The sequence below is a fragment of the Bacillus sp. Y3 genome (genome assembly GCF_008123875.1).
GTDB classification, from domain to species: Bacteria; Bacillota; Bacilli; order Bacillales; family Bacillaceae; genus Bacillus; species Bacillus altitudinis.
In genome coordinates this window covers 1-22,423 of sequence record NZ_VSSC01000009.1, presented here as the reverse complement: position 1 = coordinate 22,423, position 22,423 = coordinate 1, and the positions used below count along the sequence as shown (strand labels likewise).

At 43.2% G+C, this 22,423-nt stretch carries 22 protein-coding genes; 7 read left to right on the top strand and 15 right to left on the bottom strand.

Features of this window, described 5'->3' with window-relative positions; genetic code table 11:
- Positions 1 to 38 precede the first annotated feature (38 nt).
- Together FXF70_RS17105 and FXF70_RS17100 are read left to right on the top strand one after the other, a co-directional pair.
- Positions 39 to 1,415, top strand: coding sequence for an aspartate kinase (locus FXF70_RS17105; protein ID WP_008347247.1), 1,377 nt, complete (start codon positions 39 to 41; stop codon positions 1,413 to 1,415).
- Between the two features lie 152 nt (positions 1,416 to 1,567).
- Complete coding sequence (locus FXF70_RS17100) at positions 1,568 to 2,413, top strand: GAF domain-containing protein (protein WP_007498153.1); 846 nt, start codon at positions 1,568 to 1,570, stop codon at positions 2,411 to 2,413.
- A gap of 187 nt (positions 2,414 to 2,600) precedes the next feature.
- Here the strand turns inward: FXF70_RS17100 and FXF70_RS17095 are convergent, their stop codons facing one another.
- Together FXF70_RS17095 and FXF70_RS17090 are read right to left on the bottom strand one after the other, a co-directional pair.
- Positions 2,601 to 4,028 (bottom strand): sensor histidine kinase, encoded by a 1,428-nt coding sequence (locus FXF70_RS17095; RefSeq protein ID WP_148780819.1) that lies wholly within the window; start codon positions 4,026 to 4,028, stop codon positions 2,601 to 2,603.
- Positions 4,018 to 4,713 (bottom strand): response regulator transcription factor, encoded by a 696-nt coding sequence (locus FXF70_RS17090; RefSeq protein WP_148780818.1) that lies wholly within the window; start codon positions 4,711 to 4,713, stop codon positions 4,018 to 4,020. The genes FXF70_RS17095 and FXF70_RS17090 overlap by 11 nt, the downstream gene beginning before the upstream one ends.
- A 146-nt stretch (positions 4,714 to 4,859) precedes the next feature.
- Here FXF70_RS17090 and FXF70_RS19310 point away from each other — a divergent pair, with 146 nt between their 5' ends.
- Complete coding sequence (locus tag FXF70_RS19310; RefSeq protein ID WP_255201828.1) at positions 4,860 to 4,991, top strand: hypothetical protein; 132 nt, start codon at positions 4,860 to 4,862, stop codon at positions 4,989 to 4,991.
- Positions 4,992 to 5,080: 89 nt separating this feature from the next.
- On the opposite strand, the gene FXF70_RS17085 is transcribed toward FXF70_RS19310, so the two are convergent.
- From FXF70_RS17085 to FXF70_RS17045, 9 genes are all read right to left on the bottom strand, one after another.
- Positions 5,081 to 5,629, bottom strand: a complete 549-nt coding sequence (locus tag FXF70_RS17085; protein WP_017358525.1) for a GNAT family N-acetyltransferase — start codon at positions 5,627 to 5,629, stop codon at positions 5,081 to 5,083.
- Between the two features lie 272 nt (positions 5,630 to 5,901).
- Positions 5,902 to 7,236, bottom strand: coding sequence for an MmgE/PrpD family protein (locus FXF70_RS17080; RefSeq protein ID WP_148780817.1), 1,335 nt, complete (start codon positions 7,234 to 7,236; stop codon positions 5,902 to 5,904).
- Entirely contained in the window at positions 7,227 to 8,384 is a 1,158-nt protein-coding gene (locus FXF70_RS17075) for an amidohydrolase (protein WP_025206742.1), read from the bottom strand. The genes FXF70_RS17080 and FXF70_RS17075 overlap by 10 nt, the downstream gene beginning before the upstream one ends.
- Before the next feature lie 33 nt (positions 8,385 to 8,417).
- A complete protein-coding gene (locus FXF70_RS17070; protein ID WP_008347264.1) occupies positions 8,418 to 9,164 on the bottom strand; it encodes an amino acid ABC transporter ATP-binding protein in 747 nt (248 codons plus the stop codon).
- Between the two features lie 12 nt (positions 9,165 to 9,176).
- Positions 9,177 to 9,851 (bottom strand): amino acid ABC transporter permease, encoded by a 675-nt coding sequence (locus FXF70_RS17065; protein ID WP_007498163.1) that lies wholly within the window; start codon positions 9,849 to 9,851, stop codon positions 9,177 to 9,179.
- Between the two features lie 24 nt (positions 9,852 to 9,875).
- On the bottom strand, positions 9,876 to 10,670 hold the full coding sequence (locus FXF70_RS17060) for an amino acid ABC transporter substrate-binding protein (protein WP_007498164.1): 795 nt from the start codon (positions 10,668 to 10,670) through the stop codon (positions 9,876 to 9,878).
- A gap of 22 nt (positions 10,671 to 10,692) precedes the next feature.
- Positions 10,693 to 11,196 carry a GNAT family N-acetyltransferase gene (locus tag FXF70_RS17055; RefSeq protein ID WP_007498165.1) on the bottom strand — a complete coding sequence of 168 codons (504 nt, stop codon included), beginning with the start codon at positions 11,194 to 11,196 and terminating at the stop codon, positions 10,693 to 10,695.
- 17 nt (positions 11,197 to 11,213) lie between these two features.
- Entirely contained in the window at positions 11,214 to 12,539 is a 1,326-nt protein-coding gene (locus tag FXF70_RS17050; protein WP_148780816.1) for an LLM class flavin-dependent oxidoreductase, read from the bottom strand.
- Positions 12,540 to 12,737: 198 nt separating this feature from the next.
- Positions 12,738 to 14,522 carry a right-handed parallel beta-helix repeat-containing protein gene (locus FXF70_RS17045; protein ID WP_148780815.1) on the bottom strand — a complete coding sequence of 595 codons (1,785 nt, stop codon included), beginning with the start codon at positions 14,520 to 14,522 and terminating at the stop codon, positions 12,738 to 12,740.
- A 263-nt stretch (positions 14,523 to 14,785) separates the two neighbouring features.
- Here FXF70_RS17045 and FXF70_RS17040 point away from each other — a divergent pair, with 263 nt between their 5' ends.
- Positions 14,786 to 16,279, top strand: a complete 1,494-nt coding sequence (locus tag FXF70_RS17040) for a peptide MFS transporter (protein ID WP_148780814.1) — start codon at positions 14,786 to 14,788, stop codon at positions 16,277 to 16,279.
- A 44-nt stretch (positions 16,280 to 16,323) separates the two neighbouring features.
- On the opposite strand, the gene FXF70_RS17035 is transcribed toward FXF70_RS17040, so the two are convergent.
- Positions 16,324 to 17,757: an amino acid permease gene (locus tag FXF70_RS17035; protein WP_008347282.1), complete on the bottom strand. Its 1,434-nt coding sequence runs from the start codon at positions 17,755 to 17,757 to the stop codon at positions 16,324 to 16,326.
- Between the two features lie 324 nt (positions 17,758 to 18,081).
- Here FXF70_RS17035 and tcyA point away from each other — a divergent pair, with 324 nt between their 5' ends.
- From tcyA to FXF70_RS17020, 3 genes are read left to right on the top strand one after another with little or no spacing between them, the layout of a single operon-like run.
- Positions 18,082 to 18,897 (top strand): cystine ABC transporter substrate-binding lipoprotein TcyA, encoded by an 816-nt coding sequence (gene tcyA / locus FXF70_RS17030; protein WP_007498178.1) that lies wholly within the window; start codon positions 18,082 to 18,084, stop codon positions 18,895 to 18,897.
- Positions 18,884 to 19,576, top strand: coding sequence for an amino acid ABC transporter permease (locus FXF70_RS17025; protein ID WP_017366604.1), 693 nt, complete (start codon positions 18,884 to 18,886; stop codon positions 19,574 to 19,576). The genes tcyA and FXF70_RS17025 overlap by 14 nt, the downstream gene beginning before the upstream one ends.
- Before the next feature lie 12 nt (positions 19,577 to 19,588).
- The gene (locus tag FXF70_RS17020) at positions 19,589 to 20,332 is read left to right on the top strand and encodes an amino acid ABC transporter ATP-binding protein (RefSeq protein ID WP_007498183.1); all 744 of its coding nucleotides are present in this window, start codon (positions 19,589 to 19,591) and stop codon (positions 20,330 to 20,332) included.
- A 38-nt stretch (positions 20,333 to 20,370) separates the two neighbouring features.
- Here FXF70_RS17020 and FXF70_RS17015 read toward each other — a convergent pair whose 3' ends face one another.
- The 3 genes from FXF70_RS17015 to FXF70_RS17005 form a co-directional block, all read right to left on the bottom strand.
- Complete coding sequence (locus FXF70_RS17015; protein ID WP_041508244.1) at positions 20,371 to 20,655, bottom strand: AbrB/MazE/SpoVT family DNA-binding domain-containing protein; 285 nt, start codon at positions 20,653 to 20,655, stop codon at positions 20,371 to 20,373.
- A 109-nt stretch (positions 20,656 to 20,764) separates the two neighbouring features.
- Positions 20,765 to 21,325: a class D sortase gene (locus tag FXF70_RS17010; protein ID WP_148780813.1), complete on the bottom strand. Its 561-nt coding sequence runs from the start codon at positions 21,323 to 21,325 to the stop codon at positions 20,765 to 20,767.
- Between the two features lie 6 nt (positions 21,326 to 21,331).
- Positions 21,332 to 22,423: isopeptide-forming domain-containing fimbrial protein (locus FXF70_RS17005; protein WP_148780812.1), on the bottom strand; the 1,092-nt coding region annotated here is incomplete at its 5' end.

Here is a 22,423-nt window from a genome sequence, read left to right as displayed (position 1 = left end):
AATTTGTGAGAAAATTTTTACTATAGGAGATGTATGCATTGAAGGTCGTTAAATTTGGTGGCAGTTCTCTTGCTTCTGGCAAGCAGCTGCAAAAGGTATTTGACATTGTCACAGCAGATCCAGCTCGAAAAGCAGTCGTTGTTTCCGCACCAGGAAAACGGCATTCAACGGATACGAAGGTCACCGATCTATTAATTAGCTGCGGTGAACAATATTTACGTTTAGGTGAAGCACACGATTTACAAGAAGCTGTCATCGAGCGATATGCATCGATTGCGGATGAGCTGGGGTTAGGTCATGACATTATTGACACCATCCGGCAAGATGTAAACACGTTATTACAGGCTGATTCTTCTCATCCTGAGCGTTATCTTGATGCGATTAAAGCAAGCGGTGAAGATAATAACGCAAAGCTGATTGCAGCCTACTTTCAGCATCAAGGCGTCGAAGCGCACTATGTGAATCCAAAAGAAGCCGGTCTATTTGTCAGCGACGAGCCTGGTCAAGCGCAAGTCCTTCCAGAATCGTATGATCATTTGTACAAATTAAGAGAACGCTCTGGCATCATTGTGTTCCCTGGCTTTTTCGGTTTTAGTCTAGCGGGTGATATCGTCACTTTTTCCCGCAGTGGATCAGACATTACCGGTTCCATTTTGGCAAATGGACTGAAGGCAGATGTGTATGAAAACTTTACGGATGTGGATGCAGTCTACGCCGTCAATCCAACGATCGTTCATGAACCAAAGGAAATCACAGAGCTGACATATCGTGAAATGCGTGAATTGTCCTATGCGGGTTTTTCTGTATTTCATGATGAGGCACTTATTCCAGCCTTTCGGGCAGGCATTCCTGTTCAGATTAAGAACACCAATAATCCAACGGCCAAAGGCACGAAAATTGTAAATCAACGGGATCATACGAATGGCCCTGTTGTGGGAATCGCATCAGACAATGGATTTTGCAGTATTTATATCTCCAAGTATTTGATGAACCGAGAAGTGGGCTTTGGACGTAAAGTGTTGCAAACGTTAGAGGAATATGGACTTACGTATGAACACGTGCCTTCTGGCATTGATGATATGACCATTATTTTAAGACAGGATCAGCTGGAGGAGCAGCAGATTGAACAAGAGCTTTTAGACCGATTAAAGCTTGTACTTGATGCAGATGAAGTGGTTCTAGAGCGGAACCTCTCGCTTATTATGGTCGTAGGAGAAGCGATGCGTCATAATGTTGGTACAACAGCAAGAGCGGCAAAAGCGCTGTCAAAAGCCAAAGTGAATATTGAAATGATCAACCAAGGCTCTTCAGAGGTGAGCATGATGTTTGGCGTCAAAGCGGCTCAAGAAAAAGAAGCCGTTCAAGCCTTATATGAGGAATTTTTCTCTATGTCCACGGTGCCTGTCTCCATTTAATCAGCAGACTGTCAGATCTCCGGATCGGCAGTCTTTTTGATCTCGCACGATTTGCGCATTAAAGTATATCTATTTCTCGTTTGATTTTGTATGATAGAGACAAATCAACTATTGTTCCGGACATTGATCGGAGCTACAAGGAGTCCTAATCCATGCCTCGTCAACAACTATTAAAACAGTTTCGCAATTTTCATGATGCTTCTACAAGTATTTTAAACATGATGAGTCAATTCATTCATGTGAATACACTGTTTATTGCTAAAAATGATCAAAACACCAATCAGATTGTGAAGGTGCTAAATCACGACGAGCAGCTTCTTGAAGAAGGGGAAGAAAATCCTTACGAGAAGACATTTTGCAAGCTGGCGGTCGATCATCGCGATACGCTGTTGATCCCTGATATCCGCTTGGACGAGCGTTCAAAAAACTTAGACGTCACGAAACAGCTGCAAGGCGGATCATTTATTGGGGTTCCCATCGATTTTACTGATGGTACGAACTATGGAACCATTTGTGGACTTGATCTAAGGCCGCAGCAATTTACAGAAGAGCATGTTCATATGTTTGAAACGATGGCATCTTTGTTGAGTTACGTCTTAGAACTCGACCAGGCCAATCGGCAGATTCAGCAATTATCTGTACCGATCGTACCTGTTGTTGACGGTGTCGCCGTGCTCCCTCTTCTTGGTGATATCGAAGAGACACGTGCGCAGCATATTTTAGAAACCATTTTACAGGAAAGCTACAGGCTGTCGCTCTCTCATTTGGTCATTGATGTTTCAGGGACAAAACGACTCAATGAACAAAGCATTCAATACTTGGTCAGCTATGCGCAAACGTTAAGACTTTTAGGCATTTCAGCTGTTTTAACAGGAATAAAGCAAGACCTTGCGCTAAATGCGATTCAATCGAATATTTCATTTAAAGACATCACCATTCGTAAGGATTTACCGCAGGCACTTGCTCATATCGGCCTAACGTTTTCCAAAACAGAATAAGTGATGATACACCAAAAAGGGCTAAACCGAGTTTAGCCCTTTTTCTTCTTTTCAGCGTGATAGAAAACCTTTGCAGCCCTAGGAAAGACGAGTACCGGCGCGGAGCGAATTTCACATTCGTGAGCACCGGCACGCAGGACTGACACCGAATGCGAGGGTTTGTCTACACGCTGAGGCTAAACGGAGTTTAGCCCTTTTCTTGTGGTAGCGGTAAACGAATGATAAATGTTGTTCCCTTATGTTTTTCGCTTTTTAAATCAATCTGTCCGTCATGCAAGTCCACAAGCTGCTTGACAATCGACAATCCAAGTCCGTATTCTCCATATGGTGTATTCGTTCTCGAAATATCCGCTTTATAAAAACGTTCCCAAATGTGTTTGACTTCTTCAGGTGCAATGCCGATTCCCGTGTCTTCTACTTCAATGATCGTTTCCCCATTCTCTCCTTTCCCTCTCAAAGAAATACGGCCGCCTTCTGTAAATTGAATGGCGTTCTTTGTGATGTTGACGAGAATTTGAATGAGCCGGTCATAATCTGCGTATACCTTTTGTTCAGGGTGAACCTCTACCATGAGCTGATTGTTTTTCTCTTCAGCCATTCGGCTCAGCTGCTCCTTAATCACTTCAAACGTATCAATGAGTGGATAGTGAAATTTTTGAAGGGTGATTTGATTCGACCTGATTTTCTCATAATCCATATTTTCATTGACGAGACGAAGCATTCGTTTTGTTTCATCAGTGATGAGCGCATAGCATTTCTCTTTCTCTTCTGCCGGCACATCCGCAGTATTCAGCCATTCGACCAACCCTCGAATGGTCGTCAGCGGTGTTTTCAATTCGTGAGACACATCCGCAATGAATTGGCGTCTCCGTTTTTCAAGCCGGTCAATTTCCTCTCTTGACCGTTGAAGACGATTGGCCATCATATTAAAATCCTCACCTAGTGTACCAATTTCATCAAGGTGTTTGTTTTCAAGATGAATGTTGTAGTCACCATGCGCAATTTTCTCAGTTGCCTCTCTCAGTTTTTTGATACGATTCACATGGAACTTCGACAGAAACAGACTGAGAATAAAGGTAATCGTCAATGCCACAAACACGATGATATATAAATACCGGTTCATTTGAGCAATCAGCTCTTCTGCTCCTTGAATAGGAGCTATGAGCACCACCCCGCCCTTCAGCTTTCCGTCTTCCATGACAGGAAGTGCCACAAGTGATGCTTCTTGATCAAGCCGGCGTGAATCACTTCGCTTGACAATAATTTCTTCTCCTTTTGCGAGCTTGGCCCACAAATCTTTTGTGAGTAACGCTTCATGCGGCGGCATCTCTTGCTGCTGAGATAGCACAGTCCCTTTTTCATCAAAGACGAAAAAACGGATTTGTCTCGTCGAAAGAATGTCTTCAAATGGACGCAAACGGAAGTTCATCTCGGCTTTCGACAATTGTTTAAAATTCTCCAAAATTTCATTCCCATACGAACTCATTTCGTCTACCCTATTTTGATAAGCAATATCTTTCACAAAATGAGACATCAAGGTGCTGATAATAATGATGGCAATGAGCAATAACCCAAGGTGACTAATCAGCAACTGGTAAAAATATTTAATCTTCATCGAACTTATACCCTACGCCCCATACCGTATACAGAAAGGGCTTAGGTCCGTCTCCGATTTTTTGGCGCAATCGTTTAATATGAACATCAACCGTTCGTTCATCACCATAAAATTGGTATCCCCAAATTTGCTCAAGCAATTGTTCTCGTGAAAATACTTGCCGAGGATGCTGTATAAAAAAGCACAGCAAATCGTATTCCTTTGGTGTTAAATTTTCGATCCGTTTCCCCTCTAGAAACACTTCTCTCGTTTTTTTATCTAACTGAAAATGTTCGGTCTCTAGCCGTTCACCCTCTTTCGCTGCTTCTTGAGTAGATGTTGTTTGAGCAAAACGTCGTTTCACTGCTTTGATTCTTGCCATTAAGGTGAGCGGACTAAAGGGTTTTGTCACATAATCATCAGCCCCAAGATCGAAGCCCAGCACCTGATCAGATTCCGTTTCCTTTGCTGTCAGCATAATAATCGGAACATCACTGATCTGCCGTACTTTTTGACAAATGGTCAGACCATCCATTGAAGGAAGCATGACATCTAAAATGAGCAGATCCCAGTCCTCCTCTTGCTTAAATCGATTCAATCCTTCTAATCCATCGTGGACGAATTCCGCTTGAAATCCTTCTCGTTGAAAAAACATATCCGTCATTGTACAAACACTCTGGTTATCTTCAATCATTAATATTTTCATCATCAGCCTCCGCTGTTGCCTTTGTTTTTCTTTATGTAGCTTTATTTTACATGTTCCTTCTCAAATCTCAATTGGATTGATACGATTTCATGAACTTATCATGCTTTGGTCATCTTTTATTCATACTTTTTGATGGAGCTGAAATTTTGGAGAATCACATTGTTCTTTTTAATATAGTAGAATGGAAAAATGAAGGGATTGCAGAGGATAGTCTAGATGAGGACAGTGTCATTTACACTCTTTCAGATGAAGAAGTCTCCCCTGTAGTAAAAGAATGAAATGACACGCTTCCTGATCGTTATAAATGGTCTATATAAAACAGTTTGGAACTGGACATGCATATCGAGGGCGGTGTGCCCTAACGAAGTTAATTGTGATTTTCTATAAGGCACCCCATTTCGATGCGAATTTCCTTTTTCTTTATATCTTCATTTGAATAAGAGTTGACATTTAATCCAATCAGTTGAAAGCCATTTTTCAAATAAAACTGGATAGCTGGAAAATTGGATGATTGGGTTTCTAATACAATCATTCTAACTCCCAATTCACGAGCTCGTTTTTGTGCCATTTTAATGAAAGTGCTGCCAATACCTTTTCTTTTAAATTGTTTATCCACATATAAATCATGAATGAGTAATGTATTATTCCATTTCATGTGTTGAATGACTATAATTCCAGTTTCTTCACAATTCATCTCTGACACGTAAACCTCTGAACCCTCTTTATATGGATCGAAAATCTCCTCTTTTAGATTTTTTTTAACTGGCGCTTCAAATACTTCTTCTGTAAGGGAGATGTTCCAACCATTGTGACTGGTTTCCATATGAATTTCATAGTATTTTTCAGATGTATATTGATAATATACTTGTTTTCCTTTAGGATAATTTTTTTGATAGATACGACGAATAGTTAACATTTCATACTCCCTTCATTTCAATGATTTAAATCTTTGAACGTACTACTAAATTCGTCGATTTGCGATTTGATACCTTTAAAAATAAACCTAAAAGATAAAACTCGTTTTGCCTCTGTCATAGAATAGGGTCGTTTTTAAATGTGATTGTTGTAGATCAAGATCAATTGTTCACCTGACGAAGGAATATCTTCTTTGACGTCATAGAGTATATTCACTCTTATAAAAATAAGGACATTTAAAAAGCTCATCTCCAAAGATGAGCTTTTTTCATATCACACGAGCAACTTCAGATAAGCAGCGTCATTCCCCTCTTCAACCGCCTGTAAAAGCTGCTTTGCCTGTGATGTGCTGGTGACGCTGCTTAACTTTTGTATGATGTCTTCTGTCGATAATGCACAGCCTGGTGCTCCCCGGGGGATATCGACTCGTTTGCTGATGGTGGACCCGTCAGATAAGGTGAGCTTTACAATCGTAAATCGCCCTTTTGGTACTGCGTCTGGATGGGGTTTTATCGTTTGATCATATACTCTATTTACCCGCTTCATCCATGTACGCAGCTCCGGTGAAATGGCTTTTTTCGTAAAAGCATCCAGTGATAAAGGTTGTCCAAACACCGCTAGTGCGATGACATACTCGACACTAAATCGTCCCTCTTCTCCTGTCAAAGGTGCCCGCTCCGTTAGTGCGGCATCTCCGCCAGGCGGAAACATGACGTCGACCTGTTCGATCTTCCCCTGTAAGGAAGAGTGTTCTTGTACTAATGACTCAATCGCATCGGCTGCATGATGCGCCGCTGAACAGAACGGATACACTTTAAACCATAGACCTGGCGACACGATACGCCATGCAGTGCCATAGTCCTCTAGCAGACGTCTTTCCGCCAGTTTCTGATCCCCATAGAGAGAAAAGAAGCCCAGCTCCCCATCTAGAAGCGATTCACTCCCGCCAAAACCTGAGCAAGCTAAATCCATGGACCATACGGCGGTTTGAGCGGCGAGGCCAGCTTGTAATGGTTTCATATCAGCCCCAAACTGCTTTCGCATTCCAGCTGATTGCGCACCTGCAAAGCCGATCGCTTTCGCCAGCTCTTTCTGTGAAACTTGTTTCAAATAACCAATCGCACAGACCGCTGCAATGGCTCCGAGAGTTCCGGTATTATGCCAGCCCCTCTCATAATGCGACTTGCCGATGGATTCACCTAGCCTTGCCATCACTTCGACGCCAGTAATGTAGGCTGCTAGAAATCGATCACCGTACGCCTCCCCGTTGGTCAGCTGGGAAAGCAAGGCCGGAATGATCACCGCACTTGGGTGTCCTCTCACATCAGAATGCACATCATCATAATCAAGGGCGTGAATCAGGTAGCCATTTAGCATGGCTGCGGATTGACGGCTGACCTTCTTCCCTTGTCCAATGACGGGAATTTGAGCCGCGCCGCCTTCTTGTTCCACGAGCGTCATGAGCTTCTGAATCCCTTCATCCTCTTTTGCAGCAAGCGCTGCTGCCGCAGCGTCTAACAGACCATTTCGAGCCATTTGAACGGCCTGTTGATCTTGCAGCGGATCAGCAGAGAGCACTGCTTCTGCGAGCTGTTTCGTTAGTTCCATGATCTTGACTCCAACGCCCGAACCGCAAGCTCGGCAAAGAAGGCAGCGGCAACAGGGAGTGCCTCTTCATTTAACGTAAAGGCAGGGTGATGCCACTCCTCGGTACCGCTCGTCCCCATCCATACGAAAAAGCCTGGAATGCGCTCTTGGTAAAGAGCAAAGTCTTCTCCGCCTGGTGACTGCTCTGCCTCTACTACTGCGAGATCAAGCGCTCCTGCTGTTTCTTCCACAACCTTTGTCAAACGCTCGTCATTCATCACAGAAGGCAAATACGGATGCCATTTCACTTCTGCCTTTGCGCCAAACCCTTCTGCGATACCGCTCACGATTTGTTTCATGAGACCTGGAATCATCGCTCTCACTTCAGGTTCAAACGTCCGAACGGTCCCTTCCATCTCGACGCGATCAGGTATCACATTCCATGATGTGCCGCCTTGAATACGTGTGATGCTGACAACCGCATGATGCAAGGAACTAATGCGGCGGCTGACAATTTGCTGTAGGGCGCTTGTGATCTGACCGCTGATGGCAATCGGATCAATTGTGTGATTTGGAATTCCAGCATGACCACCCGTCCCTTTAATGTCAATTTCAAACCGATCGACGCTCGCCATTAATGCTTTTTCTCTTATCCCGATGGTGCCAACTGGCAGGTTAGGTTTATTGTGCATACCAAATATCGCATCCACTCCATTTAAGACGCCCGCCTCTATGACGTGTTTCGCTCCTTGCGCCACTTCCTCAGCCGGCTGGAACAAAATGCGCACTGTTCCCTTGAGCTCATGTTTCCGTTCGTTTAATAGGACGGCCGCACCTAAAATCGAAGCGGTATGGAAATCATGACCGCATGCATGCATTTTTCCTTGTATCTTTGAAGAAAATGGTTCGCCAGATGCTTCTTCAATTGGAAGTGCGTCAATATCGGCTCTCAGAGCAATCGTTGGTCCCTCTTGTTCTCCTTTGATTTCACAAACGACCCCTGTTTGAAGATCTGGAAAATCGAGTACAGTGATCCCTTCCTCTTCTAACCAGCCTCGTAGTTTTTTTGTCGTTTCATACTCTTCAAATGCCAGCTCTGGATGCTCATGAAGCGCTCGGCGTATGTTAATTAAACGTTTGTTTAAAGCTTCATTTCCTAATGATTTCACTGATACTCACCCCTCTAAAGAGTAAAAAGCAGCTTATGCTTCTTCAGCCGCTGCTTCTTTTTGGATAAATCGTTTTGTTCGTTCATTCTTCGTTTCGTCAAATAGTTCGGTTGGCGTTCCCTGCTCAATGATATGACCATCTGCCATAAAAATCACATGATCTGCTACTTCTCTTGCAAACGCCATTTCATGTGTCACGATGATCATCGTTGTTTCTTGAATGGCAATGGATTTAATCACTTGAAGCACACCTGAGACAAGTTCTGGATCTAGTGCTGACGTTGGTTCATCCAGCAAAATCGCATGTGGATCGACCGCTAACGCACGGGCAATCCCAATTCGCTGCTGCTGACCGCCGGATAGTGTAACCGGATAGCTGTCCGCTTTTTGTTCTAGCCCTACTTGTTTCAATAGCTCCATGCCGATCTCATTTGCTTGCTGTTTTGTCATTTTTTTCGTCACAAGCAGTGACTCGGTAATGTTTTGCAAGGCTGTTTTGTTTTTGAATAAATTATAGTTTTGAAACACCATGGCCGTTTGCTGACGCAGGTGATGGGCTTCTTTACGTGTATATTTAGACGCATTCAGCTTCGCATCGCCAATTTCAATCGTACCTTCATCTGGCGTTTCTAATAGATTTAGACAGCGCAGCAATGTTGATTTACCGGAGCCAGAAGGTCCGATAATGGCCACAACCTGCCCTTTTTGCACGTCAAGATTAATTCCGTCTAAGACGACAAGGTCGCCGAATGATTTTTTCAAATTGGTGAGCTTGATCATGTCCACACCTCCTTAATTCCGGTAAGGTTTGCTGATTTTTCGTTCAAATAGGTCTTGCAGGAAACTATAAATGATGGTGAGCACCCAATACACAATGCCAACCGCTAAATACGTTTCAAAGTACTTATAGTTGGCCGATGCAATCATTTTTCCTTGCGCAAACATTTCTGCCACCCCAATGGTAAAGGCAAGCGATGTTTCTTTTAAAAGACCAATAAAGGTATTCCCCGTCGCTGGAATGGCATTTCTGACGGCCTGCGGGAAAATAATTCTGACGTAAGACTGCCATCTTGTCATGCCGACAGATAAACAGGCCTCAAGCTGCCCTTCATCCACTGAATTAAGAGCCGCTCTAAAAATTTCTGCTAAGTACGCTGAGTTTTTAATACTTAAACCGATAATGACCGCTGTTAAGGCATCCATTGAGGTCATCGCAGGGAATAGCTGCGGAAGACCAAAATAAATGAGAAAGAGCTGAACCAAAGTTGGAACCGCTCTGAAAAAAGAAATATACAGCTTGGCAAATTGGTATAAGACAGGTATCCGGTTTTTCGTTATAAGCGCGAATACCACACCAATGATAATGGCAAATACCATGGAGACAATCGCCATGAAGATCGTTATCGGCAAGTATTGAATCAAGGTTGGAAAAACCGTCACCATATACTGCCAATCAATGTGATTCATGTCTGCTTTTCACCGCCGCTGTTGTTATTTTTTAATCGGCACTGTGACATCGTCTTTGAAATATTTCTCAGACAATTTCTTCAGTGTTCCGTCTTCTCTTAATTCTTTGATCGCTTGATTGAATTCTTCTCTTAGCTTGTCGTGCTTTTCATCTTTGGCAAATGGGTAGCCGACTTCTTCATATACGATTGGGTTGCCGACGATTTTGAGTGGAAGTCCTGTTTTTTCAATTTGAGCTAACAAGACACTGCGTCCGTTGACGTAAGCATCTACACGGCCATTTGCAACTTCATTTAAGACACCGTCTTGTGTTTCATATGTTTTGATGTTGATTTTCTTGTCTGGGTCTTTGCTCTCTAGGTTTTTGGCATGGTTTGAGCCAAGAACAGCCGCCACCGTTTTTCCTTTTAAGTCGTCAAGTCCTTTAATGTCCTTGTTGTCCTTCTTGACAATGATTTGTGTTCCTGCGTATGCATACGTATCTGTAAAGTTGAACGTTTGTTTACGCTCATCTGTAATCGCAACTTGGTTTGATACGGTATCCAGCTTACCAGATGTCAACTGGCCCATCAGTCCGCTGAATTCACTCAGCTGCCAGTCTAGTTTGTAGCCTAGTTTTTTCGCAATGGCTTCTGTGACTTCGACATCAAATCCTACTAGTTTGCCGTTTTCTTTATAAGCAAATGGATAGCTTTGGCCTGTAGCGCCCACTTTAAGCACTTTCTCATCTTTTCCTTCACTCTGATTGCCCCCGCCGCATGCCGCTAACACCGCAAGCATTGCCGCAAATAAAACAACTAGCCACTTTTTGTTTTTCATGTTCGTACACCCTTCTTTCCTCTTATGGTTGTGTAATATCTGATCGTAATTGTTTTTTAAAATAAATGGTGATATGGCCTTTGCCTAGATCCTTTTCACCTGCTCTGACATAGCCTTTACGCTCATACATGTCCATGAGCCACGGATGCTTATCAGCTGTACCGAGAGAGACATATGGTACCTTTAGTGTGTCCCTTAGCACTTCAGTTTCAACCCACTCAAGCAAGGCTGAGCCTGTGCCTTTTTTTGCCGCTGGTTCTGAAGCAAACCACCATATATGCGGAACGCCGAATGGTCCTGGCTGTTCTCCCCAAGGCATACGGAGTGATAAGGTGGAGAGAAGCTCTCCGTTTTCTTCCATTACATAGCAAAGGTTCTTTTGTACATTTTTCTGAACGAGGGCGATATCTGCATGTGCTGCTTGGAACTGAATGCCGAGCTCACGAATCGGCTCATAGGCTCTTGTTGTCAGTTCAAGCAGCGCTTCTATATCATCCTCAGTTGCCAGACGAAACGTATATCCCAACGTTAGTCACCTCACCTTTATGTCGTGTAGCGATTTTTTGGCTGTTTTAATCCGAGATTTTCTCGTAAAGTTTGTCCTGTGTATTCTGTTTTGAACAGGCCTCTTTCCTGAAGGATCGGAACGACGCGGTCTACGAAGGCATCAAGGCCTTCTGGCAATAATGGCGGCATCACGTTAAAACCGTCGGCTGCTTCTTCAACGAGCCATGTCTCCATCACATCTGCTAGTTGCTCTGGTGTTCCAATGAAGATATGGTGCCCGCGGGACCCTGCAACAGATTGGTAGAGCTGGCGAATGGTCAGGTTGTCCTTTCTCGCCATATTCATCACAAGGTCAAAGCGGCTTTTCACGGCATTTGACGCGCTTGGATCAATCTCTGGAAGCGGTTCGTCTAGTGGATACTGCGAAAGATCAATACCCCCTAAGTAGTTTTGTAAAATGCTAAGGCCGATCTCTGGAACAATCAGCTCTTGTAATTCTTCATACTTCGCTTTTGCCTCTTCTACTGTCTCGGCAATAATTGGGAAGATGCCCGGCATGATGCTGACATCTTCTCTCGCTCGTCCAGCAGCCTCTACTTTCCCCTTCAAGCTTTGGTAAAATTCCTTCGCTTTGTCGAGATCGTTTTGTGCCGTGAAAATGAGCTCAGCCGTTTTAGCCGCAAGCTTTTGACCATCTTCAGAAGACCCTGCTTGAATGATCACCGGCTGTCCTTGAGGGGTGCGTGATACGTTAAGCGGACCCCGTACGGAGAAAAATTCACCTTTGTGCTGCAGCTCATGAAGCTTACTAGACTCAAAGAATTCTCCTGTTTCTTGGTTTCTGATAAGTGCGTCCTCTTCCCAAGAATCCCACAGACCTTTGACGACATCGACGAATTCTTCAGCTCGCTCGTATCGTTTGTGGTGCGCTAAATGCTCTTCTCCGCTAAAATTTTTCGCTGTTTCTTCAATAGAAGATGTGACCACATTCCATGCTGCTCGTCCGCCTGATAAATGATCGAGTGAGGCAAACTGTCTCGCAATATGGAACGGCTCACTGTATGTAGTTGATGCTGTTGCTGCTAAACCAATTGTTGAGGTAGACTCTGCAATCGAAGAAAGCAGGGTGAGCGGTTCAAATCTCGTTAATACATTTGGATGAGATGTATGATTAATTGATAAGCTGTCGGCTAAAAAGAGCAAATCCAGCTTCCCTTCCTCGGCCTTTTTCGCTAATTGTTTAAAGTAATCAAGATTCATGGCTGCGTCTGGTACTGCTTTCGGATGTCTCCAAGAGGCGACATGATGTCCAGTTCCTGCGATGAATACGCCTAGCTTGAGCTTCCGTTTCGGCTGTGACACTTGTTCTTCATCCTTTCTATATCTTCCTTGTATCAAGTGATTATTTTACAAGATACATTTTTCTGATTGAATTAATCGGTTTTATCCATAAAAAAAGGGCAAATGTTGTGAAAAATGAAAAATAATTATTACTATATGCCCTTTTTACATGATTGTCAACCGCCTTCTGAACCTCCAAAAAAAGGGATTTACAGGCGTTTACGGCGGATCAATTTCAATATTTCCGATGAGCCGGTCCGTGGAGTGTGTCATCAATTGACTGCGCTCCAGTACATTATGGGCAATCACCGAATGAGTGGAAGATACGGTGCGGACGGCAATCGCTTTTTGAGGAGAGAGATTAATGATGTTATTCCGTAGCACACGTGCTGAGACAACCTCATCAAGAAAAACGGCTGTTGGCTGTCCGATCGAACGATTTAAATAAAAGCGGTTATCTCCAATTTGGGGTGAGCCATTTTTAATATACATCACCACATATAAGGACGTTTCTTCAAAGGAATTGTCTTTAATCTCTAAAGGAGCGGTCGTATTGCTGTAGACGGCATAGTTTTGATAGTGCTTAAAACGATTCTGCCATATGAAAGCCTTTGCAGCTCCTGTCACGCTGATCGTATACGAAGATGCGAGCTGTGAATGTCCTTCTTGAATAAAGTGATTGCCGTTGATCCCTGCTTCTCCCTCCTGCACCCATATCCCTCGGCTGAATTCCTTGAATTGATTATGCTGAATGAGAATATTCGTTCCTCTGACCATCGCCGCATCGATGACAGAGTAGACGGTATTGTTTGAAAAAACAATGCTGTCTGATTGATAAATACGCAGCGATGTACTTCTAAGCCGTGTGTTTGTCCCTGACTCAATATGGTTTCCTTCTATTAAAATACGATTGGCCATATAGACAGACACAGCCGCATCTTCAAAAAGACTAATTTTATTACCTGTGATGTGCACGCTGTCTCCCCTCACATCAATCCCCTTTTCAAACCCTTCAATCATATTGCCAATAATGATCACATTGTTTTCCGATTGATCAAGCGGCACGCCTAAGCTCGTAATCCCTGCTTTTGTCACGCCCCCACCCACTGCACGAATCAAATTATTCGCAATGATCATTTCAGTGGCGAAGCCATAGGAGATACTGCTGTCCGTTTGATTGCCTTCAATGATCACACCATAGCCATTGAAATTATAGATAGAGCTGGCTGCGCCGCCTCTGACTATGTTGTTTCGAATTTGAATATTCAGCGGTTCCTCCAAGTTGGTCGCATTTTCTCCGTATCCTTCAATATCAATGCCCATTTTTGGCTCGACCCCATTTACCCCTGCCCTTTCAAGCAAACAGTCTTCCACAATGACACCATCACAGCCTGTAATAGAAATATTGTTTCGCCTTGAGTCAGTGATGGTGCAGCCAGAAATATGAATAGACGAAGCAGGCGAGTACGATTCGATATGGGTCAATAAACCGTGCGGACTGACAATGATGCCGTCTCCCGTACAATTGTTGATTTGAACACGATCGATATTCACATGGGAAGCACCTTCAATACACACCCCGAAGCCCCATTCATGTGTTTTTCTTTCTGGCGGGAGTGCCTTGTACACATGCTCATCACGGTCGCCTTCAATCCTCCCGCCCCGAATGGTCACATGCTCTACCTCTCCTATATAAAAGGCTGCATATCCCCACGAATCATTTGGTTTCACTTTGATAACGGCATCTGATGCCATCTCAATACAAATATGACTTGGCACTCGTATGCCGGCATGACGAAAAGGAAAAAATTGATCCCCCCTGTACACCGCATCTATTAGATACGTTCCACTCGGTAGCCAGACGTGGGAGTAGCCCTGTGCTTTTGTCCATTCCAGGCATTCGTTCAGTTTCGCTGTACAGTCCGTTTTCCCGTCAGCAATCACGCCAAAGTCTAATACATTGACAATGGGTTTCTTCAGATCAGATTCATTTATATCCCCCAATGAAAACCCCTCCTTTTTACACATGTCCTCTTGTCATCCTATGCATGTGGGAAAGATTTGCTTGTACGATATTTCAAATTTTATATAAATTCTTCTAGAATAACTTTCCGACGATTTTCACTTGAGCGAATTTTTTATCTTTTTGAGTCTTTACGCCTATTTAACTAACATTTTCCTGTTTTAGAATAGTTTTATATTGACACAAGAACTATACAAGAATATCATTTTTCTCATATCTCTTTTTTTAAGAAAGGATCTATGCCATGTCTACAATTGACCACGATAAAATTGTTAAAAGTGTTCCTCAAAAAGGGTTTTTTGGACATCCTAAAGGACTTTACACACTGTTTTTCACTGAATTTTGGGAGCGTTTTTCTTATTATGGCATGCGTGCACTGCTTATTTATTATATGTACACAGAGGTGACAAAAGGCGGTCTTGGCTTCGACCAGACAACCGCTAATTCGATCATGTCTGTCTATGGTGCGCTTGTCTACATGTCAGGCATTATTGGCGGATGGCTTGCCGACCGGGTATTTGGTTCGTCCAGTACGGTCTTTTATGGCGGGGTATTCATTATGCTTGGTCATGTCATTTTGGCACTACCTAGCGGAGCAACAGCGCTCTTTATTAGTATGGGGCTGATTATTATTGGGACAGGTCTCCTAAAGCCGAACGTCTCAAACATAGTCGGTGACCTGTATACAAAAACAGACCCTCGCAGGGATTCTGGATTCAGTATTTTCTATATGGGGATCAACATGGGTGGTTTTATCGCCCCATTAATTGTCGGAACACTCGGTCAAAAAGTGAATTTCCACCTTGGTTTCTCACTCGCTGCCGTTGGTATGCTTGTTGGACTGATTACGTTTGTCATCACGAAAAAGCCGAATCTTGGACTTGCTGGCACTTATGTCACAAATCCGCTATCAGCTACTGAACGCAAGAACTTCAAAATTTTCGGTACATTGATCTTGATTGTACTTGCTGTTTTTGCTGTCATCGGCATTCAAACAGGAGCGCTCACGATTAATCTATTCACTTGGTTTGTCAGTGTCCTTGGTGTGCTGATTCCAATTGTTTATTTTATTGTGATGTATTTTAGTCAAAAAACGAGTGCAGTGGAGCAGTCGAGGGTACTCGCTTATATTCCATTGTTCCTAGCTGCGGTGATGTTCTGGGCCATTCAAGAACAAGGCTCAAATATTTTAGCGACATATGCAGATCAGCGAACAAACTTGAATTTCCTTGGCATGACATTAGCCTCTTCTTGGTTCCAATCATTGAACCCAATCTTTATTGTGCTCTTGTCACCAGTATTTGCTTGGTTATGGGTCAGACTCGGTAAGAAACAGCCGTCTACCCCGATTAAATTCTCACTTGGCCTTCTGTTCGCAGGATTATCCTTTATCATCATGATCATTCCTGCCTACATGTCTGGTCCGAATACACTTGTTAGTCCATTATGGCTCGTTCTCAGCTTCTTCCTTGTCGTCATCGGAGAACTTTGCTTATCACCAGTTGGGCTGTCAGCGACAACAAAACTGGCACCTGCTGCCTTCTCAGCGCAAACGATGAGCCTTTGGTTCCTTTCAAATGCAATGGCACAAGCCATTAATGCACAAGTGGTCAAGCTGTTTGATAAAGTGCCAGAAACCGTCTATTTCGGGATCATCGGCATGCTCGCCATCATTTTATGTGGCGCTATGCTTCTGCTTACACCGTTGATTAAGAAAGCGATGAAAGGCGTGCATTAAATTGAAAAAGAAGCCTCCCAAATGGGAAGGCTTCTTTTTTTGAATTAAAACCGAATCTCATCATCTCCGTGGATTTGCAACTGGAGCGGTTCACTTTTCACCTGATGTTTTTTCACATAGCGGTGATAGACAACATATCCAATGATCATGAGCGGTACGCCGACATACAGCCCAATCCGCTGCTCGGCATCAAAGGCAAGGCTGATTAGCACAATCGAGTTCAGCGTGATCGCAATGATCGGCAGTACCGGATAAAGAGGGGTTTTAAATTTTAGGTTTTCCAGCTTTCCGCCTGCTTTCAAATATCTTCTGCGGAAAAGCAGCTGTGATAATGTAATCGTAATCCAGCCGGTTTGGGCACTCATGCCCGCAATAGACACGATCCAAGCAAAAACGGTTTTCTCTGCAAAGAATCCTGATAATAACGAAATACCTGTAAACAGGAAAGTGAGCAGTAAGGCATTCATCGGGATGCCCCGCTGATTGACTCGTCTAAACGCCTTCCCTGCCATTCCTTCCTTCGACAAAGAGTACAGCATTCTCGTAGAGGCATATAGGCCAGAGTTCGCCACAGATAATAAAGCAATGATAATGACAAAGTTCATGATATCTGCCGCATAAGGAATGCCCGTTCTCTCAAACACAGTGACAAATGGGCTTTGCAGCACACTCGCTTCCTTCCAAGGCACCATGCCCGCTAAGACAAAAATAGATAAAACGAAAAAGACAAGGGTGCGCCAAACCGTCTGATGAATCGAGCGAGGCACGGTTTTCTCTGGATTTTCACTTTCTCCTGCCGCAATCCCGATCAGCTCCGTCCCTTGAAACGAAAAATTCACCGTGATCATCGTGACGACAACGGCCAGCAAGCCATTCGGAAACAGACCGTCACTCACAAAATGACTAAAGTAAGGAGCCGGTTCCCCGCTCGTCGTTTGAATAAAACCAAACATCGCCGCTCCGCCTACGCCAATAAATAGTAAGATGGCAACAATCTTAATGGTTGAAAAGAAAAACTCCGACTCCCCGAACGCTTTCGCTGACCTGGCATTTAATAAGAACAAACACAGCCCAAATATGAGACACCAAATCCACACATCCACTTGTGGAAGCCAGCGTCTCATCAGCTGCCCTGCTGATAAAAATTCCAGTGCCACGGTGGCTGCCCAGCCAAGCCAATATATCCAGCCAACAGCAAATCCTGCTGCAGGACTCACAAATTTCGTCGCATACGTATGAAACGACCCCGACACAGGAAGCGCGACTGAGAGCTCTCCAAGACACAGCATGGTTAAATACATAATCAATCCGCCCACAATATAGGAAAGAACAGCTCCAACTGGCCCTGCTTGCCCAATCGTATAGCCTGTTCCAAGGAAAAAGCCTGTCCCAATGACACCGCCAAGAGAAATCATAAATAAATGGCGGGAGGTCATCGCCCTTTTCAATTGTTCGGGCTGATTTTGTCCAACATCCACAATGATGCCCTCCTTCTTCTAAGATGTTCTGTTATCAAAACATGTCTCCATGTGATTATTCCATTTTCAAAACAACCTACTAATTATACATCTTTTATAATAAATATGCTTCCTTCTATCGTCACTGTTACAAAGTCTTTATTTTAGTAATGTTCGCACAACTAAGAGCAAATAGACATTGTAGAGAATGGAGGTTTGAAAGAATTGGGTTCAAGGCATAAAGTTGGTGAGATTCGCTCAAGCTAGTTTCAAATGCTTTACTTTTAGGTTGCTTCTCTGTAAGATCATATGTTGTAAATACCAACAAGAAAAGTGGGGAATAAAATGAAAAAAATGTTCTTTGCCATTATTTTAGGCGCTTGTGTTGCATTGATCACAGCATGTGGATCAGCTGCAAATGACAGCGCAAATAAACAATCTGGGTCTAAGGAATCAGGTGACCTTTGGAAATCCATTCAGGATAAAGGCGTATTAACCATCGGTACAGAAGGTACATATGCTCCTTTCACCTTCCATGACAAAAAAACAGATAAATTAACTGGCTATGATGTCGAGGTCATCACAGAAGTCGCAAAACGTCTTGACTTAAAACCAGAATTCAAAGAAACACAATGGGATAGCATGTTTGCTGGTCTGAATTCAAAACGTTTTGATGTGGTAGCGAACCAAGTTGGTAAAACTGGACGTGAAAATCAATATGATTTCTCTGACAAATACACAACATCTCAAGCCATTGTTGTGACAAAATCAGATAACAATGACATCAAGAAACTTTCTGATGTGAAAGGCAAAAAAGCAGCACAATCATTAACAAGTAACTACAACAAATTAGCTACAGATGCTGGCGCTAAAATTGAAGGGGTTGAAGGTCTTGCACAATCCATTCAATTGATTCAGCAAGGGCGTGCTGATTTGACGTTTAATGATAAATTAGCTGTCTTGAATTACTTGAAAACAAGCGGTAACAAAAACCTAAAAGTTGCATTTGAAACAGGAGATCCACAAGAAACGTATTTTGCCTTCAGAAAAGGCAGCGGCGAAGTCGTTGACAAAGTGAATGGCGCATTAAAAGAAATGAAAAAAGACGGTACACTTGCTAAGATTTCTAAGAAATGGTTTGGTGAAGATGTTACAAAGTAATACCCTAGGAGTCGTCATTCCTTGGGATCTTCTTCAGCAATCTTTTTGGCCAATGGTGATGCAGGGGATTTATTATACAATCCCCCTTGCCATCATTGCCTTCATTATTGGTCTTTTTATCGCGCTTGTGACAGCTCTTGCTAGAATGTCTAAAATCAAAGCCCTCAGATGGATTTTCTCCATCTATGTGTCGGCCGTTCGCGGAACGCCGCTTTTTGTGCAATTGTTTATTATTTTCTATTTCTTTCCGACATTTAATATCACACTTGATCCATATCCTAGTGCTATCATCGCTTTTTCTTTAAACGTAGGTGCGTATGCTTCGGAAATTATTCGTGCATCTGTCCTATCTGTTCCAAAAGGACAATGGGAAGCGGGGTATTCAATTGGGATGACCCATCGCAAAACGCTCGTCCGCGTGATTTTACCGCAGGCAGTGCGTGTATCGATTCCGCCACTATCTAATTCATTCATTAGTTTGGTGAAAGATACATCGCTTGCCTCCCAAATCCTCGTGGCAGAGATGTTCCGTAAATCACAGGAAATTGCTGCGGCGAACTTGGATCAAATTTTATTTATTTATATGGAAGCAGCCCTAATCTATTGGGTATTCTGCTTCATTCTATCGCTCGTTCAACACCAAATTGAAAAACGACTTGATCGATATGTCGCAAGGTAAGGAGGGAACGACATGCTAACAGTCAAAGGCTTAAACAAATCCTTTGGTGAAAATGAGATTTTAAAGTCGATTGATTTTACGATCAACAAAGGGCAGGTTGTGGCGATTCTTGGTCCATCAGGTTCAGGAAAAACAACGATGCTTCGCTGTTTAAATGCACTTGAAATTCCAAATGCCGGCTCCTTTACCTTCGATGATTTCTCGATTGATTTTTCTAAAAAAAATAAACAAGCTGATTTGCTCAAACTTCGCCGGAAGTCAGGCATGGTGTTTCAAGATTATCACCTGTTTCCGCATCGTACTGTTCTTGAGAATGTGATGGAAGGTCCAGTCCAAGTCCAGCGCCGTCCGAAAGAAGCGGTGCGAAAAGAAGCGATTCAGCTCCTGCAAAAGGTAGGACTTGAGGATAAAAAAGATTTGTATCCCTTCCAGCTGTCAGGCGGTCAAAAGCAGCGTGTCGGCATTGCCCGTGCACTTGCCATTCAGCCAGAGCTTATGCTTTTTGATGAACCAACCTCTGCGCTAGATCCTGAGCTTGTCGGAGAAGTCTTAAAGGTCATGAAGGATTTAGCGAAAGAAGGCTGGACGATGGCGGTTGTTACACATGAAATCAAGTTTGCCCAAGAAGTAGCAGACGAAGTGATTTTTATTGATGGCGGCGTCATCGTCGAACAAGGTCCTCCTGAAGAAATCTTCAAACGACCAAAGGAAGAACGAACAAAACAATTCTTAAATCGGATTTTGAATCCAGTATGATCAAAAAGGCTGTTCTCATCATGTGAGAACAGCCTTTTTTATATCTCTTTTTGCAGCCGCAGCGCTAGTAAATCTTGCAGGAGCAATCTCGCTCCCTCTGGGCTGACAACTACACCGCCTGACAGCGCCTTATTGGAACAGGTGACTTGCCCTGTAACGATACAAGGTTTATCCTGCCAATAAGGCTTTATCACAATGTGACTTTCTTCTTGATAGATTTCAATAAAATCTTGTGGGTGAATTTTCAACCGTTTTCTTATATCTGTCGGCAGGACAATTCTTCCAACGTTATCTATATACTTTACATCTTCTTTATTTAACAAATTGACCCCCCCTGCATCTCTAGATATGATATAGAAGATTCCCTGTTTATCAAGGGATTAAGCGCTCTAATCGGTTAATGAAAGAATGAGCTGCAGGCTGATCCAGTGGCTAAATACGCTTCCCATATATAATATATCTGTTTGGCGCAGGACCAATGAAAGAAAAAGGATAACATGTGGTGAGGATAAGTTCTTCCTTTTCCTGTTGTAGTGTAATAATACTTTGATCATCTTTTTTCACAATCTTTGTTTTCTCAATTTCATAGGTAAACAGACCGTATGAAAGCTCTATGACAAGTTGATCCCCTTTCACAAGTTCTCCTGTTCGTCTAAACACAGTATCACGATGCCCAGATAAAACGATTTGTCCCTGTTCGTTAGGAAAATAGCTCTCGTGATAATGACCAACTCCCTTTGCCAAATCCTCCGCCGCTGTTCCTTCTACAATTGGTAACTCAGCGTTTAACTTTGGAATGTGCAAGAGCCCAATGGTTTCACCAGCCTCCGGCACAAAAGAGGAATCCATTTTCCCCTTTTGCTGGATGGCTGCTTGCGCAGACTGGAATGATTGATCTACTTGTCTTTGTCCATCAACGATTTTCATATATCCTACAATCACAAGACAAATACCTGCTGTAATCAATAGAGCTGAGATGATTTTTTGAAACATGGACGATTATCCGTTTCTTTTTCTTCTTTTCCATACAATAAGGGATGCACCTATTAGTACAAGTGCAAATCCTGCTAGTAAAAGGTTGTACATCTCTGTTGCAGTGTTCGGAAGATGATGACCAGGTGTATCCGGTTCTGAATGAGAAGGCTGCTCTGGATTTGCTGGCACCTCTGGCACATGCGGCGGTACTACCGTTGTCGAGTTTTCAGGTTTGTCTGGTTCGTCAACATTATCACCCTTCACAACTGCGATATTTTGAATGGTTTTACCTTCAGATCCTTTCGCGACCTTCGCTTCAAACGTCACCGTATGCCAGTCCGTGTCTTTGATATCTCCAAATTGACCGGTCACCGTACCTTTTGTGTAGTCTCCGTTGTCGTCATCTTTTGCATCTGTGACGGCTTGGTCATCTACTTTTAATGATCCTTCGACATATTCAAGACCTTCTGGCAGTTGATCTGCGATCACTAAGTCTTTGATGACACTGTCTTCTACACTATTTTTTGTTTTGATGGTGTAAAGAAGGGTGTCGCCTGCCTGTACTTGTTTTTCATCTGTATTGCCTTCTGCTTTTTGAGAAATTTCTGATGTTTTTTCTGATTCAAGCTTTGGATCTCTTGGATCAATGTTTGTTTCGGTTGTCGGCTCATCTGGCGGCGTGTTTTCGCCTGTTACTTTTGCTGTGTTTTGAATGGTTTTATCCGCTTGGCCTTTAGCGACCTTCGCTTCAAACGTCACCGTATGCCAGTCCGTGTCTTTGATATCACCAAATTGACCGGTCACTGTGCCTTTTGTGTAGTCTCCGTTGTCATCATCTTTTGCGTCTGTGACAGCTTGTCCATCTACTTTTAATGACCCTTCGACGTATTCAAGACCTTCTGGCAGTTGATCTGCGATGACTAAATCTTTGATGACACTGTCTTCTACACTATTTTTTGTTTTGATCGTGTAAAGGAGAGTGTCGCCTACCTGAACTTGTTTTTCATTTGTATTGCCTTTTGCTTTTTGAGAGATCTCAGATGTTTTTTCTGATTCAAGCTTTGGATCTCTTGGATCAATGTTTGTTTCGGTTGTCGGCTCATCTGGTGGCGTGTT